The organism is Maricaulis sp. W15, from assembly GCF_001924955.1.
In the GTDB taxonomy this organism is placed as follows: domain Bacteria; phylum Pseudomonadota; class Alphaproteobacteria; order Caulobacterales; family Maricaulaceae; genus Maricaulis; species Maricaulis maris.
This window is the reverse complement of record NZ_LQXG01000020.1, coordinates 12,762-30,202: the sequence shown is the minus strand read 5'-3', so window position 1 is coordinate 30,202 and position 17,441 is coordinate 12,762. Positions and strand designations below refer to the sequence as shown.

Sequence of the window (17,441 nt, the reverse complement as noted above, 5' to 3'; positions counted from 1 at the left end):
CTGTGCCGCTTCACTCAAGCGCACGACCTGTTCATCCGCATCGGGGCCTTGGCAGCATCGCTATTGTCGCCTACGCCTCCACCACGCCGAATAATCACGCCCACTTGTATTTATGACCTGGACCCGAGCTATGCCAACTCTCGACGACAAGAACGCCATTGCCTTCGAATTTGCCCGCATCTGCTCGCTGGCAGCTGTCAAGGTCATGGAAATATACGAGTCCGATTTCGAAGCCCGCGGGAAGGATGACAAATCGCCTGTGACCGACGCTGACGAACTGGCTGAAAAAATCATCCTTACAGAACTTGCGCACTTGCTCCCCGAAATCCCGGTGCTCGCTGAGGAGAGTTTCGCGGCCGGTTTCCGACCGAAGACAGATGGCGCGTTCATTCTTGTCGATCCTGTCGACGGCACCAAGGAGTTCATCAACAAGAATGGTGAGTTCACTGTCAATATCGCGCTGATCGAAGGCCGCGTCCCGACGGCTGGCTGCGTCTTCGCCCCGGCCCGGGAGCGCATTTTCGTCGGCGGCACCCAAGCCTGGGCCGGCACATTGAAAGCGGGGCAGTCCGTCTCGGCTGATGCACTGGCCCTGATTTCGACCCGCGCTCGCCCGGCCTCCGGCATGACCGCTGTGATGAGCCGTTCCCATGCGGACGAGACGACACTGGCCTTCGCCGACGCCCAAGGCGTTACCGAACGCGTGTCTGCTGGCTCGTCACTGAAGTTCTGCCTGATTGCGGAAGGCACCGCCGATGTCTACCCGCGCTTCGGCCCGACCATGGAATGGGATACCGGGGCGGGTCACGCCGTGCTCAATGCTGCAGGCGGCGCTGTGCTGACGCCGGACGGCGTCCCCTTCGTCTATGCGAAGGAAGACGCCGGCTATCTCAATGGCGCCTTTGTCGCATGGGGCCGGACAGAATGACGGGGCCCATCCATCGATGCCGCCCCGTCACAACAGTCCTCGGCGTCAGCCCAGACGCCCCATCCGTTTCAGTTCTGCGATGACCTTGTCGGCCGCTTCTTCAGCACTCAGATTGGCGGTCTCGATATGCAGTTCCGGGGATTCAGGCACTTCATAGGGGCTGTCAAAACCGGTGAAGTTCTTGATCTCACCCGCTTGGGCCTTCTTGTAGAGCCCCTTCGGGTCCCGCTCGATACAGACTTCCAACGGCGCATCGATGAAGACTTCGATAAACTCTCCGTCATCGACAAGTTCGCGCACCATTTGCCGCTCCGCCCGGAACGGTGAAATGAAGGAGCAGGTCACGATCAGGCCGGAATCGACAAAAAGCTTGCCGACCTCACCAATGCGCCGAACATTTTCGACCCGGTCCCCATCGGTAAAGCCGAGATCGCGATTAAGGCCGTGGCGGATATTGTCGCCATCCAGTGAATAAGTGTGATGCCCGGCCTGTGACAGCTTGCTTTCCACCAGGTTGGCGACCGTCGACTTTCCGGCACCGGACAGCCCCGTGAACCACAGGATGGCCGGCTTTTGCCCCTTGATCCGAGCTCTGTCTGACTTGGTTACATCCATCGCATGATGATGAATGTTGGAGGCCCGCCGCAGTCCGAATTCAATCATGCCCGCACCAACCGTCTGGTTGGTGAACCGGTCGATCAGGATGAAGGCCCCCATATCCCGAATCCGGTGATAGGGGTCAAAGGCAATCGGGCGCGCGGTCGACATGTTGCAATAGCCGATCCCGTTCATTTCGAGTTGGCGGCTCGGCTTCTTCTCATAGGTGTTCACATCGACGCGGTGCTTCAACGCCGACACAGTTGCGGGCGTGGTGGCTGTACCGATCTTGAGTAGATAGGAACGGCCGGGCAGGAGACTGTCCTCAGACATCCACAGGATTTCGGCAGCGAACTGGCCGGTCACTTCTGGACGCGCATCAGCGGCGGCAATAACATCACCGCGCGAAATGTCGATTTCACGCGTCAGCACCAAGGTGACGGCATCGCCAGCCACGGCTTCGTCGACATCCCCATCGGCGGTGACAATTCGGTCTATTTTCGCGGCTTGGCCGGAGCCGGCGACAACAACGGCATCACCCGGCTTCACCGACCCAGAGACGATGGTGCCTGAATAACCACGGAAATTGAGGTTTGGTCGATTGACCCACTGAACCGGCATGCGGAACGCTTCATTCTGGATGTCGCTGTCGATATCCAGTTCTTCCAGATGTTCGATCAGCGTCGGTCCAACATACCAAACCATGCTCTCGCTGCGTTTGGTAACATTGTCACCATAGCGGGCGGACATCGGGATCGGCGTAATGGACTCGAAACCGAGTGCATCGGCACTGCGAAGATAGTCCGCGACGATTTCGTGAAAACGACCGCGAGAATGCTCGACCAGATCCATCTTGTTGATCGCCAGCACGATGTGGCGTATCCCCATCATTCGCGCGATGTAAGTATGACGCAGCGTCTGGATAAGCACGCCCTTGCGCGCATCAATCATCATCACCGCCACATCGGCAGTCGACGCCCCGGTCGCCATGTTGCGTGTGTACTGCTCGTGCCCCGGCGTATCGGCGACCACGAATTTCCGCTTTTCGGTCGCAAAGAACCGGTAGGCCACATCAATTGTAATGCCTTGCTCGCGCTCGGCTTCGAGACCGTCGAGCAGGAGGGCGAAGTCGATTTCGTCACCGGCCGTACCGTGTTTACGGCTGTCGCGCTCAAGAACATTGATCTGATCTTCGAACAACAGCTTGCTGTCGTAGAGCAGGCGACCAATCAATGTCGATTTTCCGTCATCGACCGAACCGCAGGTCAAAAAGCGGAGCACACCCTGACTGCCGGACTGGGTGAGGCGTTCCATTACGTCGGTTTGAGGGATTTCATCAGCCATCAGAAATAGCCCTCCCGCTTCTTCTTCTCCATCGACCCGGCTTCGTCATGATCGATCAGCCGTCCTGAGCGTTCGGAAGTCCGCGCGGTGAGCATTTCCAGAACTATCTCGCCGAGATTGCTCGCGCCGGACTCAACCGCACCGGTCAACGGATAGCAGCCAAGAGTCCTGAAACGCACCTGTTTCATTGTCGGTGTTTCGCCGGGCTTCAGCGGCAGGCGATCATCATCAACCATGATCAATTGACCATCCCGCTCCACAACCGGACGCTCGGCCGCAAAATAGAGCGGCACGATCGGAATGTCCTCTTCCAGGATATATTGCCAGATGTCCAACTCGGTCCAGTTGGAGAGTGGAAAAACCCGGATCGATTCCCCCTGTTTGATCTTGGTGTTGTAGTTTCGCCAAAGCTCAGGACGCTGATTCTTGGGATCCCAGCCATGATTGTTGTCACGGAAAGAGAAAATTCGCTCCTTGGCGCGCGATTTTTCCTCATCCCGGCGCGCACCACCGAAAGCAGCGTCATAGCCGTGCCGTGTCATGGCATTTCGTAGCGCCTCGGTCTTCATGACCTGCGTATGCAATTGCGAGCCGTGGTCGAACGGGTTGATCCCCCGGACCCGACCGTCCTCATTGATTTCAACCCGCAATTCGAGGCCAAGCGCGGTCGTCATGGCGTCACGAAAAGCAATCATTTCTCGGAATTTAAACGTCGAATCGACATGCTGGAGAGGAAAAGGCAGGCGCGAGGGATAGAAAGCCTTCAGCGCCAAGTGCAGCATGACGGCACTGTCCTTACCGATCGAGTAGAGCATGACCGGATTGGAAAACTCGGCCGCGACTTCGCGCATGATATGGATACTCTCGGCCTCCAATCTCCGCAAATGAGCGGACAGGGGGCGAGCGCGAGAGCTACGCCCTGCGTCAAACCGGGCCGCATAGGCCCCGATTTGTTCGGAACTGTCGATTGTCACCTACCAGCTTCCTTTTCGATCGACCTTGAGGGGCCCAATTCCTCATCACCGACTACACAAACACGCCCTTTGGCCACCGACAACCGAGAGCATTCCCGCGCTATATGATACGCCCGGTCGGGCAATCCAAGCCCAGACCGCACTCGCACCTATCAATCATCAATAGCAAAGCCCGTCACGGCACCGGTTACACGGTCAATGTCACTGCCCGGCATGTCCGGATGCATGGGCAGCGACACCACGCGCAAGGCTGCCGCCTCGGTTGCCGGCAAACCTCGGGGCGCACGCGGGCATTCGGCGTAGGGTTCGTGCATATGCAACGGGATCGGATAGTAGATCGCAGTCGGGACGCCCTGGTCCGCGAGATAAGCCCGGAACGCGTCCCGGTCACTCACCTCGATCGTGTACTGGGCCCAGGTCGATTGCGCTCCCGGGATGATGTGCGGCGGCTTCACCGCATTGCCGAACCCGGCTGCATACGCGTCAGCAACCGCCTGCCGCATCCGGATCTCTTCACCGAACACATCCAGCTTGGCCAACAAAATTGCCGCCTGAATGGTATCCAGTCGCGAATTGAGGCCAATGCGGGCGTATTCATAACGCGAAACCCCCTCGCCGTGGACACGTACGGACTTCATAGTCGCGTAGAGGTCGTCATCCTTGCAAAGGATGGCGCCGCCGTCACCATAGGCACCCAACGGCTTCGCCGGGTAAAAGGAAACGGTCAACACATCAGCCCAATGCAGCGAGGCTTTGCCATCCAGTGTGCTGCCAAAGCCCTGGGCGCAGTCCGAGATCAGTTTGAGGCCATGCTCGCGGGCAATGGGAGCGAGCACGGGATAGTTTGCCGGCTGACCGAAAAGGTCCACCGCGATCACCGCGCGAGGCGTGAGTTCGCCTGCTTGCCGAACCGCTTCAATCGCCTCTGACAGGCTTGCCGCCGACATATTGTAAGTATCCGGTTCGATGTCGACGAAGACCGGAGTGGCACCTGCCAGCACAACGACTTCCGCTGTGGCGGCGAAGGTAAAACTGGGAACAAAGACTGCATCGCCACGACCAATGCCCATGGCCATCAACGGAATCAGTATGGCGTCGGTGCCATTGGCGCAGCTCAGCGCGCGACCCATGCCGGCAAACTCTGCCAGCTTGTCTTCCAACTCGGTGACTTCCGGACCCAGGATGTAGCGCCCCTCGTCGAGCACTTTCATCACAGCGGCATCAATTCGGTCTTTTATGCGGGCGCGTTGGGCACTCAGGTCAATAAAGGGGATCATATCGGGCAATGGAACTACCTTCCCAAGCGGCAAAGCGGTGGCGAGAACTATCTGTCGAGCTACATAATGGCACCGCGCCACGCTTTGAAATCACGAAACATTTCCCATCTGTATCGGTCAGATCCTGCCCTTGCCTCGCCGGCACCCGGCCGCGAAGGCCACCACACCTCACACACCGCACCGCGCACCGGACCAACCGGTTTCGCATCCCGTGTCATGCGCTGTTTGCGCGCTTTGGTTGACCGCCAATTCGTTGTAGAGATGGCGCGATCTTTCAAGAAGGTCTTGTCAGGCCTTCGTTAGCTTTTGCTTGCGCACAAGAGACGCTGTGGCAATGACTTCGACAACGACCTTTGCAGCGGCAATTCCCTTGGGCGCTTGGCATGACTTCATCCCCCACGCCTTTAACAGCCTCGCTGCGCAAGATGTCGACCTGGAGTTAGCCCTGCTCGATGCCTCGGGAGATCCGCGCGTTGCCGAGGCTGCCAACAGCTGCGGCTTGGATTTTGCCTATCGCCGTCACGGCCCGGACGAAGGGCAGGCAGCCGCGATCGACGAGGGATGGCGCCGCACCGAAGGGTCGGTTGTTTTCTGGCTGAATGGCGATGATCGTCTCACGCCGAATGCCCTGGCAAATGCACGTGCCCTCCTCGACAGCAATCCGGACGTCGATGTCGTCTACGGGCACTCTGATTTCATTGATGCGCACGGACACCATATTGGCCGGCACGACCAGATCAGTGACATTTCGGATATCTTGTACCGGTCCAACATCATCTCGCAGCCGTCATGTTTTGTACGGCGCTCTGCGCTTGACGCCGTACACGGCATAAACAGCAAGCTGCACTATGTGATGGATTGGGATTTATGGGTCCGCCTTTACAGCAACGGATCCAAATTTCTCCATACAAACCAGACGTATTCGGAAGTTTATATTGGTCGGGACACCAAAACCGGGGCAGTCTCACCGAAGAGGTTGGCGGAAGTTTTCAACTTGGTTCGTCGTCATTCGGGCTATTGGTCAGCCTTGAAGTCCACGGCTTCACTCGCAGCCCACACGCTGCAATCCAGGCGTCGAACGGCATGACGAACTCAACACTCCCCACGATCCATCTCGTTACGCCCAACTTCAATGGCGCGGACTTTCTGGAAGACACCATCGCGTCGGTCATCGAGCAAGAATATGAGAACCTCGAATATGTGTTGGTCGACGGCGCAAGCACTGATAATTCGCGCCAGGTGCTGGACCGTTATCGCGACCAAGTATCCGCCGTCATCATTGAGCCCGATAATGGCCATGCCGACGCGCTGAACAAGGGCTTCGCCGGGTCGCGGGCCGATATCATGGGATGGATTAATTCCGACGACCTTCTAATGCCCGGGTGCCTTTCAATCGTTGGCCGCATCTTCGCGACCTACCCGGAAGTCGCTTGGATCACCGGCCTGCCGACGACGTGCGACCTTGATGGCAAACTGACCTATGTCGGCCCGCTCAAGAAATGGTCGCAGCTTCGCTTCCTGGCCGGCGACCACCTCTGGATCCAGCAGGAGTCTACATTCTGGCGCCGCAGTCTGTGGGAACAGGCGGGCGGGCGCCTCGACACCGATTTCAAGGTCGCCAACGATTTCGAACTTTGGTCCCGCTTTTTCAGACAAGCCGAACTCTACTCGGTCGACTCAATGTTGGGCTGTTTTCGGATTCGCGAAGGGCAGCGCTCGGAAACCAGTCGTGCGCTCTATATGCGCGAAGTCGATACCGTGCTCAGACGCGAACTCGACGAGTTGGACCCGGCGCTCCGCGCGAAGTTCAACAACATGATACCGCACTCACCTCGCTTGCTGGAAGCCAGCGAACGCGCCGCACTACATACAATCCTTGCTCGCCACGATCCTCCGGCCATCACGCGCCGCGGCCTTCGCAAGCAAACACCACTCAAGGCGCCGCGCCAGCCGGAGGCACCGGAGCCACCGGCATCGCCCCGCTTGAAGCCGTGGTTACGCGTGGGCCAGCGAAACTGGCGCTTTCTCTGTGCTGGCATCATCGCCGTTGCTATTTGTGCGGCCGCCGCGATGGCCTTCCCGACCAAGGCCGTTTGGATACTGATGGCGGGCGGCATCAGTGGTTCGGTCGGCCTGACCCTGGGCCTCGCCATCAAGGTCCGCCGAATAGTGCGAACGCTCCTGACAACCGTCGCAGAGCTCCAGAAAGGCCGTGCCGAAAGCGCGTATCGGCATCACATTGCCGAGCTTTATCTCGACGATCTGTCCGAAAAGCGTCCTTGATCGAGCGGGGATCGGCGGCCGTATTTCTGATTTGTGCTGTCCGACGAAAGCGGCACGCCATGCCGACGCGCCACGCGGACCAGCCCACCACCAGCAACTCAGAACGTGCCGTTGCGCCTTGAAGCAACAGCGGTCACATGTTTGGGTTATGGATTGAGAGTCTGGCACGAATTCCAGCGAGTTCGGCGCGTTCACTTTACAACCTTGTCGCCAATCGTGGGGGGAATCCATGGCTGTTTTCAAACCGAAAGAAGGCTATGCCGAACGCGTCACTGCGCGCATGCAAGCCCTGCAGGCCAAATTTGATGAGGCCTTTTCGGTGACCTCACCACAACAACAAGCCGAGCTGGATATCCTCCTGGCGCAGATTGGAACCGTCGACTGGGAAGGAGAAGGTTATCAATCTCCGGAAAGACAGCGCGATCTGTCGATCAAGTATTGCTGGGGTCACAATCACCGCTTTGGCGACGACCAGTTTGTAAAGGGGCGGATGGGCGACCGGCATGTTCGGCTGATTTCGGAGTTCACTGAAGGCTTTGAACTACCCGACGACTTCTTCAAAGGTCGATCCGTTTTGGATATCGGCTGTTGGACGGGCGGCACAACCCTGATGTTGAAATTGCTCGGCGCCACTCAGGTCGTCGCGGTTGATGAAGTCCGCAAATACGCCAACACAGCCCATGCCCTCGCGAGTCGCGTGTTCGAACTGCCCGACGTGGAGGGCCTCGCCTTGTCCCTGTATGACCTGGAAGAGGGCAAGTTTGACTGCGTCTATGTACCCGGCGTCGTCTATCATCTGTCGGACCCGGTCCTCGGACTGCGCAGGCTATTCAACCGCCTGAAGGATGGTGGCCATATTCTTGTGGAGAGCGCAGGCATCCAGCATGAACAATCCATGTGCTGGTTCAAGGGCAATGGACGCCATTTCGGCGGCACTGCGGACGATCTGAACCGGAGCGGCTGGGCTTGGTTCTGGCCGTCGGCAAAATGCCTTGAGGAATGGCTTTATGAAGCCGGTTTTGACGACGTCCGTGTTTTTTACTCGGAACCCCATGACCGGCTCTACGCGTATGGTCGCCGCACGAGACATCAAGAAATCACCCGCGCCGGGCTGTCGGTACCCAACATCGAATAGGGTTGCTCATGGCCATAATCAGCTTCCGCCACAATTTCATTTTCATCAAAACAGTGAAGACGGCTGGAACCAGTATCGAAGTCGACCTCAGCCGTGTGGCTGGGCCGGATGCCATCGTGACCCCTATACTCCCCGAAGAGGACGAGCATCAGCCAAGAAACTATCTCAATGCCTCCGGGAGAAAGCAATTCTACAACCATATGACCGGACAGAAAATTCGCGACCTTCTCGGACGAGATACCTATGACAGCATGTTCAAATTTTGTGTGGAACGCGAGCCTGTTGCGAAATGCATCAGCCAGTTTCACATGCTTCGAAATTCACCCCTTCACAACCCCGACGGACATTACACCGCCAGTTGGGAAGACTTCCTCGCAAAGGGTCGATTTCCCATTGATATTGAGCGGTATACAGACGTCAGCGACGGGAAACGCCACCTGATCGTCGACGAAGTCCTGCGATATGACCAACTTGAAAAAGAGCTGACACGCGTCCTGTCGCAGGTCGGCATTGAAGGATTCACGCTCACCACACGCGCGAAATCAACGTATTCTCAAAACCGGCTGGTCACGGTCGAGCAAGTCACGCCGGACCAGCGCTCACTTATATATCGGGCGTTTCGCCCGTCTCTGGACGCCACCGGTATCGACTGGTCACGGGCCACATCCTAGTCGAGTATTCTCAAGAAAAAGGGGCCTGGCGCTGACGCGCCAGGCCCCTTTTTAGTCCATAAGGACCGCTTTTAGGGAGCTTCAGCCACCTCAAGCGCCGCGACACGCACGGAAAGCTGATCGATCAACGACTGTTGCTGCGCAATATAAATATGCGCGTGCTCCAATTCATTGAGCATACGCCCCATCTTGTCGGTCACATTGAAGGGACCATCCTCAGGCGTCGGCCCAACATTCGGCAAATACCCCAGCTGAAACATCAGGTCCGCATGCTCGCTAATATCAAGCAGTTCGTAGTCGTCTGAGAACACACGGTCACAACCAATCGAACACGAGCCGGCCGTTACCAACTCGCCTTCTATGGTTAGATTGCCGTCATGATCGAGTTCCAACTCCACCTCATCGGCACCACCTGGAGCGGTCGTGATGCGAAATCTGCCAGTATCATTCTGCAGGTTCCAGATCTGACCCGTATCGGCACCGCCCGAGATCGACAGATCCTCGAGCCCAAGGTAGACAGTGCCATTATTCCGGAGGGTCATAAGACCCCGGGACGCGGCCGTCCCATTCGTTTCTTCCACAAGAATACTTGCTGTCGCGTTGGTTCGACGAAGGTGAAGCGCCGCTTGCGGGCTGTTCGTCCCCAGGCCGATATCATTGTCAGACGCGATAAAGAGGGCGTTTTCATCCGCACCCGGCTGGATCCGGAATGCCAACGCGCTGCCATTAGTGACATCGCGGATGAAAAAGTTCGCTTCGTTTGCTGCGACATCGAATGTCTGTGGGGTGAAACCGCTTGATCCATCCTGCGCCAGGCGCAATGTCGGCGTGTTTCCACTCACGACATGGAGATCCACGACGGGATTGGATGAGCCGATGCCGACATCACCAGCCGAGTCGATACGCAACGAGTTCGCCGGCGCACCGGCATCTACCCGGAATACCTGCCGCCCGGCTGTCGAATCTTCGATGGCGAAATAGGAACCTCCACCATTATTGCTATCGTTGACAACAATACGCCAATCATTGGCAGGAAAGCTTGCCGAACTACTTGTGTCATCGAAATGAATGCGAAGATTGTTTTCTTTCAACCGGAGCGTGTCAAACCCGAAGCTTTCGCCATTCACGCAGTCATTGCCCACGCACAAGCTGAACGTGATGATGACATCATCGAGATGCTGAATGTCCGCCCGAGCCGAACTGGGGGCGATCGCCATGAGCGCCATCGACACAGCTGCTGCACTTGTTGCGGAAAGAAGATGTTTCATTGCGTGAGGCCCCCGGTGCCTGGATTACGTCTCTTGATCTGCATTATCGAAAACAAGTACTTGACCGTTCTCGACCCGAAAATTTCCTGAAAAACTTACACCCTCGCGCGGGCGTTGTGCTGTGGAGTCGCGCCCATTATAGCCACTCGGCTCCCGCACCGCTTGACGCGCGAACGCCTGCGTCGCCGCGGTCACTTCAAACCGGTAAACACCGTCCGCGACCTCACCGAAGTCGGCCAAGCGAAAGCTTGGCGCCCGGCGCTCTGAAAACACCTGTCCGTGATAACCATCCGGACCACTTACGGAGACGGTAATGTTGAAATAGGTCGGATCAGCATCAAAATAGATCCGACTTCCCGCAAACCGTGCCGACAGGCCGGCGTCCGATGCAACCGAAAGCCCTTGCGCAGCAGCACCGCCGACCGGCACAGCAAACGCGAGGCTGAGCATTACTACGATCTGGGCAACCCGGTTTCGATGCATGAACGATCTCCTCAACTACAATGATACACTGCCCCCCCGCCGTATACAATCGTCACACGCGAAATCGCTCAAACGACGACCGACGGCGCGACCTCAGTCCTGTGACAACCTTTGCGCGATCTCCCGCCGCGCGGCATCGATCTGCGCAGCCGTCATTCGAAGCGCCAGATTGTCCCGCAACACGTCGGCGTCCGGATAACCACGATAAGCCGCCAAGCTACACCACACATAGGCGGATCGATAATTCTGCGGCGCCCCCCACCCGTTTGCATGAAGCAGGCAAAGGCTGAATTCTGCACCGCTCATGCCGTGGCGAGCCGCGGCTTCGAATGAGGAAAAAGCCAAACGAAAATCCTGACGCTCGCTGCCCCCCCGCATGAAGCGTTGCCCCTGAATATACACGGCAACAGGATCACCGCCCAAAACGGCAGCGATCTCCGCGCTATCAGGCGCCATGTCCCAGTCGGGCTCATGCAGGCGCGGATCGAACGGAAAGCCGATGATCGACAGCAATGGCTCCAGTCCGCCTCCCTCCAGCGCGCGGGCCCTTGCAAGAAGCCGGCGCGCCCGCTCCTCATCGACAGGCGCACCCTGACCGCTTTCATAAAGAACCGAGAGATTTCGCAACGCTTGCGGCAAGTCCTGCTCGGCGGCCAACCGGAACCAGTTGAAGGCGGCATCATAGTCCCGGGGCACGCCGTCTCCCCGAACATGGAGAAGCCCCAGATTGTTTTGGGCCTGTGCGTCGCCAGCGTTGGCGGCCGCCAGAAAGAAGGCGCGAGCCCGGTCGACGTCCTGCGACACACCTTGGCCCGTCATGTACAGAATGCCGAGATTTGTCTGCGCCTCGATGAAGCCCTGATCTGCGGCCCGTTGATACCACACGGCAGCCTCGACGAAGTCGGGTGGGTCCGCCAGTTCCGACGTCAAACTTCGGGCGTAGTCAAATTCGTATTGCGCCGCGCCCGTCTGGGCGGCGCGATGGAGCCAGGCCTGTCCGGCACTGATGTCGGCTTCAACGCCCAACCCCATGATCAATGAGTGGCCGAGCGCGTTTTGTGACCTCGCAACGCCGGCTTCTGCGGAGGCCCGGTCAAGCTCGATCGCCCGGCTGAGGTCCTGCGGCACCCCCAGTCCCTGCCGATAGATGTGGGCCAGCCATGATCGTGCGACTGCATCCCCGGTCGCCGACAGGTCATGCGCCTGCTGAAGCGCGTTGGCATATCGGCCACGCTCCAACAAGTCCTCGATCGAATCGTCCGATTGAGCGGCCGCCTGCCACGCCGACGCGACAAAGACCCCGATGAGAACCAAGCAACCCCAATATGTCCGATAGCGCATCACCGTTTGCCCTATTGTGACGGTTGCCATTCAGCCGCGAGTTCTTGCGCCTCAGCCAATTGCTCCGGGGTCAAGAAGCGAGCGAACACATCGCGCTCGCGAGCCGCCTCGGTCGCACCGCGCGCGGCGGCCAGATTTGCCCAGACGTGTGCCTGCACATAATCCTGGGTGACACCCTGCCCTGCTGCAAAACGGCGCGCCATGGACAGCTGAGAGGACGGTGACCCGGCATTCGCAGCGCGGCGAAAGTAATCAAGCGCACGCCCGTCATGCTGAGGGACGCCCTCTCCGACTTCATACATGATTGCCAGCGCGTTGAGGGCAGCCGCATCGGCGGCAGCGGCCCGCTCCTCGAGCCAGCGCAATGACGCACTGTCGCCGGCGCGCGCTGCATCCAGCACCCATAGCTGCGCGTCCGGGTAGTTCTCGGCACTGATCGCATCAGATGCAATCAATGCGCCCAGCCGCGCGCTGATGCCGGGCACACCTTCTCCGACAACATTGAGATACCATCGCACCGCCTGGGTGATGTCCCGGTCCGTGCCTCGGCCCGTTTCATAGAACAAGCCGACGGCCGCCTGGGCGCGTACCATGCCCGCCTCGGCCGCCATCAGGTACCATTGCAAGGCGCGGGCGTCGTCTCTCACGACGCCGGTCCCTGTGGAGTAGGCATAACCAAGATTGGACTGGGCCCGAACATCGCCGGCCTCTGCCGCCTCGGTAAGCAACCGAATGCCCCGCTCGACATCGCGCTCGACCCCGGTTCCGGAAAAATAGTAGGAGCCCATTACAGCCCTCGCACCGGCATCGCCACGGCGAGCAGCCCGCTCGAGCCAAACGATTTCGTCCGCCGGCGACGACGCGGCCTCGGCACGCTCCAGATAGATCGCGATCAACGCGTCCTCAGCAGCGCCCCACTCCTGCCCGGCCGCGTCTTCGAGCAATGCAACTGCACGATCCAGATCATGCTCCACGCCCCGGCCTTCCCGATACATCAGCCCAAGTCGATATTGCGCCAACGGCAGACCCGCATCCGCCAGTTCCGCAAGGATTTCGGCGACCTCTGCATAGTCTGTGCGGGCAAAGGCTTCCTCTGCCTCATCCATCCGCGCGGCCATGTCCTCTTCCGACAAGACGGACTGCTGCTGCCATGGGTAGAAGGCGAAACCCAGCGCAATCACAAGCGCCAAAAGCCCCGCACCAACCAAAAAACGTGTTCGCATTATTCTAAGCCTCCGCCGCGATTTCGCCGGTGAACCACATAGGTGGCGCCCGCCTCCAGCTGCTCGTTAATGTTTGTGCGTGAACCATCGGCCCAACGAATTTCGACGCTGTCGACATGCTCGAGCTGACCGAGTCCGAAATGAGCGATCGGCGCGTCGAACGACATGAAGCCGCCGCCAAGCTGAATTTCACGGGTTTGCAAGCCGGTGCCAAAGCCCTCGTGACGGATTTCCACCCGCGCCCCGATTCCGTCCCGATTTCCCCGCTCGTCGATGAGCCGGAAGCTGATGGCGGACTGATCCGAGTTGTTCAAAAAAGCCGTGACCGGCGCATTCACCGGGACCGCGATCACATCAAGGTCACCATCATTGTCGATATCCGCCAGCGTCGCAGCCGCAGTGATGGCAAAGTCACTCAACCCATACGCGTCGGTGACCTCCTCGAACCGAGCGCCGTCTCGATTGCGCAGGAAGATATTTGACGGTGTCACTTCGTTGGGGACCCACGTGCCATTGACGATATACATGTCTTGCCAACCATCATTGTCAAAATCACCGTGTGAGACATCCCAGCTCCAGCCGCCGACTTCCACGTGCATGGCCTGCGCGGTCTCTGCGTAGACGTCGCGCTCGCCGAGTTCCAACAAGACATTGCGCGACATGATTTGCGGCAGAGCCTCATCCTGCTCACGACCCGTCATCACACGCGACGGCAGGAAGTGGACATCGCACAGCAACCGGATCGTCGTCTGGCTGACCGGAATAAGCCCGCACATCTCGGCATCACCGTTCTGGATGGCCAGGTCCTTGAGCATCATGCCGCGGCATTCGGATCGGTAGGGCTCCTCGAAGGTTGAGCAGCGCCGGGCATTTGACGGATCCAGACTATTGCCGGATCTGTACCAGACCTTGATGTCCATGTTGCGCTGACAGATGTCGCGGTCCAAATCGCGCTCAACGCCATCGCAATAGCGTTCAATTGGCTGCATTCTGAGGCGGTCCGACACCCCATCGGCGCGGCCCGCGATTTGCGCAAAGTATAACGCCATCTGCCCGGTATTCCGGATGTCAAAGGACGAAACCGACATCGTCGTATTGGTCGTCATCGGAATCAGACCGTCCTGATGCGTCACCGCCCGGAACTGACCTGCACCATCACCAAAATAGACATAATCCGGCACTTCAAAGTCATTGCCGACCAGCAGGTCCGCAGCGCCGTCCGCATTCAGGTCCGACAACAAGATGGACAAGGTTTCGCCGGGAATACCCGGGAGGTCACGGAAGTCCTGCCCGCTCAACACGCCTTCATCATTGAGGATCAGCCGGTTGCGCGATTCCTCGCCCGGAATACGGCGGTACCAGCCAGCCGCCCAGTTACCGAGCGCGACATCAAGATCCCCATCCCGGTCCACATCGGCGAAACTGGCCGCGAGCGTCAAAATGGCGTCATCCCGATTGGCGACCGGACGAAGACCGTCAGCAACAAACTGACCATTCCTGTTGGGAAGAACATAATTACCCCGGCGGAATGTGGTCAGGAAGAGATCGAGAAACCCGTCATTATCGACGTCCAGCAGGGCCGCATTGAAAACCGGAAGGCCCTGAATTCGCGGATCATCGATCGCGCCCCCCGAAAAGCCCCCGATGCCGTCATTGCGATAGATATAAAGACCAACGCGCGTTGACGCGAAAATCAGGTCCACATCGCCGTCACGATCAATATCGCCAGACGCCACGCTCCGGCCTTCCCAGAAAGGCGGCCACATATCCGCCATCGAGAATTCCACCGGGTGTTCGATGCCAAGTCGCCAAGCTTCAACACGTGTGAAGGGCGCGTCACCATGGGCGATGTTTTCGGCGTAAGGTAAACGCTCCAGCTCGATGTCCGAGACCGATTGGCGCACCGCCGCGACTGTCGAGCCGCGGGCCGTGGCTATGACCGCAGGGCTGATGGCACCGAGCGTGAAGGACGCGACGTCATCCTCGCCGGTCAGCAGTTCAATCGCCCGCCGGGTCTGGTAGTCATGATAAGCGTCAATGGCCACGCCACTTCCGATCCCCAACACGCAAACGGTTGCCGCCAGCAGGCCCGCCGCCCGCCAGCCGACCGAGGTCGCGACGATCATGAAGGAGTAAACACTGAAACTGCCGAGCGTGAACACGAGGGTCATGATGAAACCATGGCCAACCCCGCCATTGAGCAGCGCGCCGGATACGACAACGTCGAACCCGATCGGGACCGGTAAAAACGTCCCGACAACGCCCGCCGCCAGCGCACCGACGAGACCGAACTCCCGGTCATTTATCAAATCTGCCGGCAACAGCGTGCCGGCGACCGCTCCCAGAAAGCCGGCCAACAGCATGAGCGGCGCAGTCATGCGCAGGATAAACCAGAAATTCCTGGCAAAATCAGTCATGAACCCGATCAGGGAGGATCGCAGATTTTCCCTTTCCGGCTCCGGCATTCCGGGGGCTTGTGGCGCCGGGACCGGTTCCACCGAATGCAGGAGACGTTCCTGCGGCAAGACCCGGCAGATAAGCGGCACCGCCACCAGGATGACCGCAAGGCTGAGCGCGACCTTCGTGATCGCGATGTAGAAAGGCAGAAGCGAGAACGCCATCGTCAGCACCACAACGTTCAGGGTCGGCGATGCGATCATCGCAGACAGTGTTGTTTCTGCCCGTGATCCGCCTTGGAACAGGCCCCGCGCAATCGGCGCCGCGCAGTTCACGCAAACCCCCAGTGGCGCACCGATGACCATTCCGTAGAATGAATTCGCGAACCCGCCCCTGAAATTTCGCCGTCGGAAATAGCCAAGCAAGGTGAGGAAGATCGCACCAAAGAGCCAACCGAAGGTCATGCCCTTCTTGTTTGTATTGATCCAGTTGACCGTTGAAACTCCAATTCGCTCGACGGTCGATGCCGCCGGGTCCAGCGCAATCAGGGCCTCGAACCCGAGCGGATCCTCGAGCTGGATGGCGCCGCTCATCATGGCCTTCTCGTCCAGCGACGGATACCGGGATGTCGTCCAGAAGAATGTGGCGACAACGGCCATCACGATTGCCGCAAGCACAAGCCGCTTCCATTGATCCATCCGGATCAGTCCAGACGCCATCATCAACTTCCCTCCCCCGACGGACAATTAAGGTTCTGGAGCCGATCCTCGCCGAACGCAACCCACAGAAACGGACGCTCCGATGAGGTCTCGAACTCGGCGAGTCCCACCATTTCATGGCTTCGCCCGACTGAATCCGCGACCAAGGCACGCAGCGAGACACGCATGCCGTCAATCCGGGTATCCGGACCGAAATGAGCGGAGTCGCGCGCCGGAGCCGGCGTCCCCCCAACGACAGTCAGATATGCCGCCGCGCAGGCATAGTGTCGCGGCGTTATGCCCAAGACGTGCCTGAGCTCCTCAACCGACATGAATGGCCGGTTCTGGGGGGCATCATCAGGGCGCGCCGCATAGGCTGCCCGCTCGGCGCCGCGCGCGCGCTGATCGTCGTCTGTATCACGCCAGTCCAGTATCCGGTCGGCAATGGTCTCCGCGGTGACCTGGCTTTCGCCGAGACGCACAAACAACGCCGTCAGCTGCTCATTGTTGGCCATGTTCAGATCGAGTAGCCGTTGGCCCGGTCCGGCCTCGACGCGCACGACGTGCTCGCCGATCTGCACGTCAACCGGCAGAGCCGCGACATGGCTGCGGCCGATCAGGGCGATATCATAGGCGACGATATCCAGAGCCGAACGTAGCGCGGCTTCGCGCACCATGCCCTCTCGCTCCACCGCCACCAAACGCAGCCGCGTATGGGTCAGTGAAGTGATCGCCAGCAGTATCGTCGCCAGCAAGAGCGACATCCACAGGACAAATACCAAGGCCGACCCGCGCTCGCGATCCCGCGCGGCGCAGGCGACC

Annotated in this window: 14 protein-coding genes; 5 read left to right on the top strand and 9 right to left on the bottom strand. The window is 59.0% G+C overall.

Annotated features, from left to right (window positions below; all coding sequences use genetic code 11):
- Window positions 1–130 precede the first annotated feature (130 nt).
- Complete coding sequence (gene cysQ / locus AWH62_RS14305; protein ID WP_233128342.1) at window positions 131–928, top strand: 3'(2'),5'-bisphosphate nucleotidase CysQ; 798 nt, start codon at window positions 131–133, stop codon at window positions 926–928.
- Between the two features lie 45 nt (window positions 929–973).
- Here cysQ and cysN read toward each other — a convergent pair whose 3' ends face one another.
- From cysN to AWH62_RS14290, 3 genes are all read right to left on the bottom strand, one after another.
- Window positions 974–2,869 carry a sulfate adenylyltransferase subunit CysN gene (gene cysN, locus AWH62_RS14300; protein ID WP_075191188.1) on the bottom strand — a complete coding sequence of 632 codons (1,896 nt, stop codon included), beginning with the start codon at window positions 2,867–2,869 and terminating at the stop codon, window positions 974–976.
- Entirely contained in the window at window positions 2,869–3,720 is an 852-nt protein-coding gene (cysD, locus tag AWH62_RS14295) for a sulfate adenylyltransferase subunit CysD (protein ID WP_233128341.1), read from the bottom strand. Before cysD ends, cysN begins: the two co-directional genes overlap by 1 nt.
- Before the next feature lie 275 nt (window positions 3,721–3,995).
- Window positions 3,996–5,120 (bottom strand): DegT/DnrJ/EryC1/StrS aminotransferase family protein, encoded by a 1,125-nt coding sequence (locus tag AWH62_RS14290; protein WP_075191187.1) that lies wholly within the window; start codon window positions 5,118–5,120, stop codon window positions 3,996–3,998.
- Between the two features lie 334 nt (window positions 5,121–5,454).
- On the opposite strand from AWH62_RS14290, the gene AWH62_RS14285 reads away from it, so the two are divergent.
- The 4 genes from AWH62_RS14285 to AWH62_RS14270 all read left to right on the top strand — a co-directional run bounded on the left by AWH62_RS14285 (window position 5,455) and on the right by AWH62_RS14270 (window position 9,209).
- Window positions 5,455–6,207 carry a glycosyltransferase gene (locus AWH62_RS14285; protein ID WP_083635225.1) on the top strand — a complete coding sequence of 251 codons (753 nt, stop codon included), beginning with the start codon at window positions 5,455–5,457 and terminating at the stop codon, window positions 6,205–6,207.
- A complete protein-coding gene (locus AWH62_RS14280; RefSeq protein WP_075191185.1) occupies window positions 6,204–7,403 on the top strand; it encodes a glycosyltransferase family 2 protein in 1,200 nt (399 codons plus the stop codon). The genes AWH62_RS14285 and AWH62_RS14280 overlap by 4 nt, the downstream gene beginning before the upstream one ends.
- A gap of 229 nt (window positions 7,404–7,632) precedes the next feature.
- A complete protein-coding gene (locus AWH62_RS14275) occupies window positions 7,633–8,538 on the top strand; it encodes a bifunctional 2-polyprenyl-6-hydroxyphenol methylase/3-demethylubiquinol 3-O-methyltransferase UbiG (protein ID WP_075191184.1) in 906 nt (301 codons plus the stop codon).
- 8 nt (window positions 8,539–8,546) lie between these two features.
- Window positions 8,547–9,209: a sulfotransferase family 2 domain-containing protein gene (locus AWH62_RS14270; RefSeq protein WP_143743081.1), complete on the top strand. Its 663-nt coding sequence runs from the start codon at window positions 8,547–8,549 to the stop codon at window positions 9,207–9,209.
- A 71-nt stretch (window positions 9,210–9,280) separates the two neighbouring features.
- Here the strand turns inward: AWH62_RS14270 and AWH62_RS14265 are convergent, their stop codons facing one another.
- The 6 genes from AWH62_RS14265 to AWH62_RS14240 all read right to left on the bottom strand — a co-directional run bounded on the left by AWH62_RS14265 (window position 9,281) and on the right by AWH62_RS14240 (window position 17,401).
- Window positions 9,281–10,477 (bottom strand): hypothetical protein, encoded by a 1,197-nt coding sequence (locus AWH62_RS14265; RefSeq protein ID WP_143743080.1) that lies wholly within the window; start codon window positions 10,475–10,477, stop codon window positions 9,281–9,283.
- Between the two features lie 24 nt (window positions 10,478–10,501).
- Entirely contained in the window at window positions 10,502–10,960 is a 459-nt protein-coding gene (locus tag AWH62_RS14260; protein ID WP_143743079.1) for a hypothetical protein, read from the bottom strand.
- A 93-nt stretch (window positions 10,961–11,053) separates the two neighbouring features.
- Window positions 11,054–12,301: a tetratricopeptide repeat protein gene (locus AWH62_RS14255; RefSeq protein WP_369823726.1), complete on the bottom strand. Its 1,248-nt coding sequence runs from the start codon at window positions 12,299–12,301 to the stop codon at window positions 11,054–11,056.
- An 11-nt stretch (window positions 12,302–12,312) separates the two neighbouring features.
- A complete protein-coding gene (locus AWH62_RS14250) occupies window positions 12,313–13,524 on the bottom strand; it encodes a tetratricopeptide repeat protein (RefSeq protein ID WP_075191179.1) in 1,212 nt (403 codons plus the stop codon).
- Window positions 13,524–16,643: an FG-GAP-like repeat-containing protein gene (locus tag AWH62_RS14245; protein ID WP_233128339.1), complete on the bottom strand. Its 3,120-nt coding sequence runs from the start codon at window positions 16,641–16,643 to the stop codon at window positions 13,524–13,526. Before AWH62_RS14245 ends, AWH62_RS14250 begins: the two co-directional genes overlap by 1 nt.
- Window positions 16,643–17,401: a type II secretion system protein GspK gene (locus AWH62_RS14240; protein WP_158025637.1), complete on the bottom strand. Its 759-nt coding sequence runs from the start codon at window positions 17,399–17,401 to the stop codon at window positions 16,643–16,645. The genes AWH62_RS14245 and AWH62_RS14240 overlap by 1 nt, the downstream gene beginning before the upstream one ends.
- Between the last annotated feature and the right edge of the window lie 40 nt (window positions 17,402–17,441).

What these genes read in the sequence shown, in the direction of transcription:
- AWH62_RS14290 (WP_075191187.1), bottom strand. Translation starts at nt 5,120, where the DNA reads ATGATCCCCTTTATTGACCTGAGTGCCCAACGCGCCCGCATAAAAGAC.
- AWH62_RS14275 (WP_075191184.1), top strand. Translation starts at nt 7,633, where the DNA reads ATGGCTGTTTTCAAACCGAAAGAAGGCTATGCCGAACGCGTCACTGCG.
- AWH62_RS14285 (WP_083635225.1), top strand. Translation starts at nt 5,455, where the DNA reads ATGACTTCGACAACGACCTTTGCAGCGGCAATTCCCTTGGGCGCTTGG.
- cysD (WP_233128341.1), bottom strand. Translation starts at nt 3,720, where the DNA reads ATGCGCGAAGTCGCGGCCGAGTTTTCCAATCCGGTCATGCTCTACTCG.
- AWH62_RS14260 (WP_143743079.1), bottom strand. Translation starts at nt 10,960, where the DNA reads ATGCATCGAAACCGGGTTGCCCAGATCGTAGTAATGCTCAGCCTCGCG.
- AWH62_RS14245 (WP_233128339.1), bottom strand. Translation starts at nt 16,643, where the DNA reads ATGATGGCGTCTGGACTGATCCGGATGGATCAATGGAAGCGGCTTGTG.
- cysQ (WP_233128342.1), top strand. Translation starts at nt 131, where the DNA reads ATGCCAACTCTCGACGACAAGAACGCCATTGCCTTCGAATTTGCCCGC.
- AWH62_RS14280 (WP_075191185.1), top strand. Translation starts at nt 6,204, where the DNA reads ATGACGAACTCAACACTCCCCACGATCCATCTCGTTACGCCCAACTTC.
- AWH62_RS14270 (WP_143743081.1), top strand. Translation starts at nt 8,547, where the DNA reads ATGGCCATAATCAGCTTCCGCCACAATTTCATTTTCATCAAAACAGTG.
- cysN (WP_075191188.1), bottom strand. Translation starts at nt 2,869, where the DNA reads ATGGCTGATGAAATCCCTCAAACCGACGTAATGGAACGCCTCACCCAG.
- AWH62_RS14265 (WP_143743080.1), bottom strand. Translation starts at nt 10,477, where the DNA reads ATGAAACATCTTCTTTCCGCAACAAGTGCAGCAGCTGTGTCGATGGCG.
- AWH62_RS14255 (WP_369823726.1), bottom strand. Translation starts at nt 12,301, where the DNA reads ATGCGCTATCGGACATATTGGGGTTGCTTGGTTCTCATCGGGGTCTTT.
- AWH62_RS14250 (WP_075191179.1), bottom strand. Translation starts at nt 13,524, where the DNA reads ATGCGAACACGTTTTTTGGTTGGTGCGGGGCTTTTGGCGCTTGTGATT.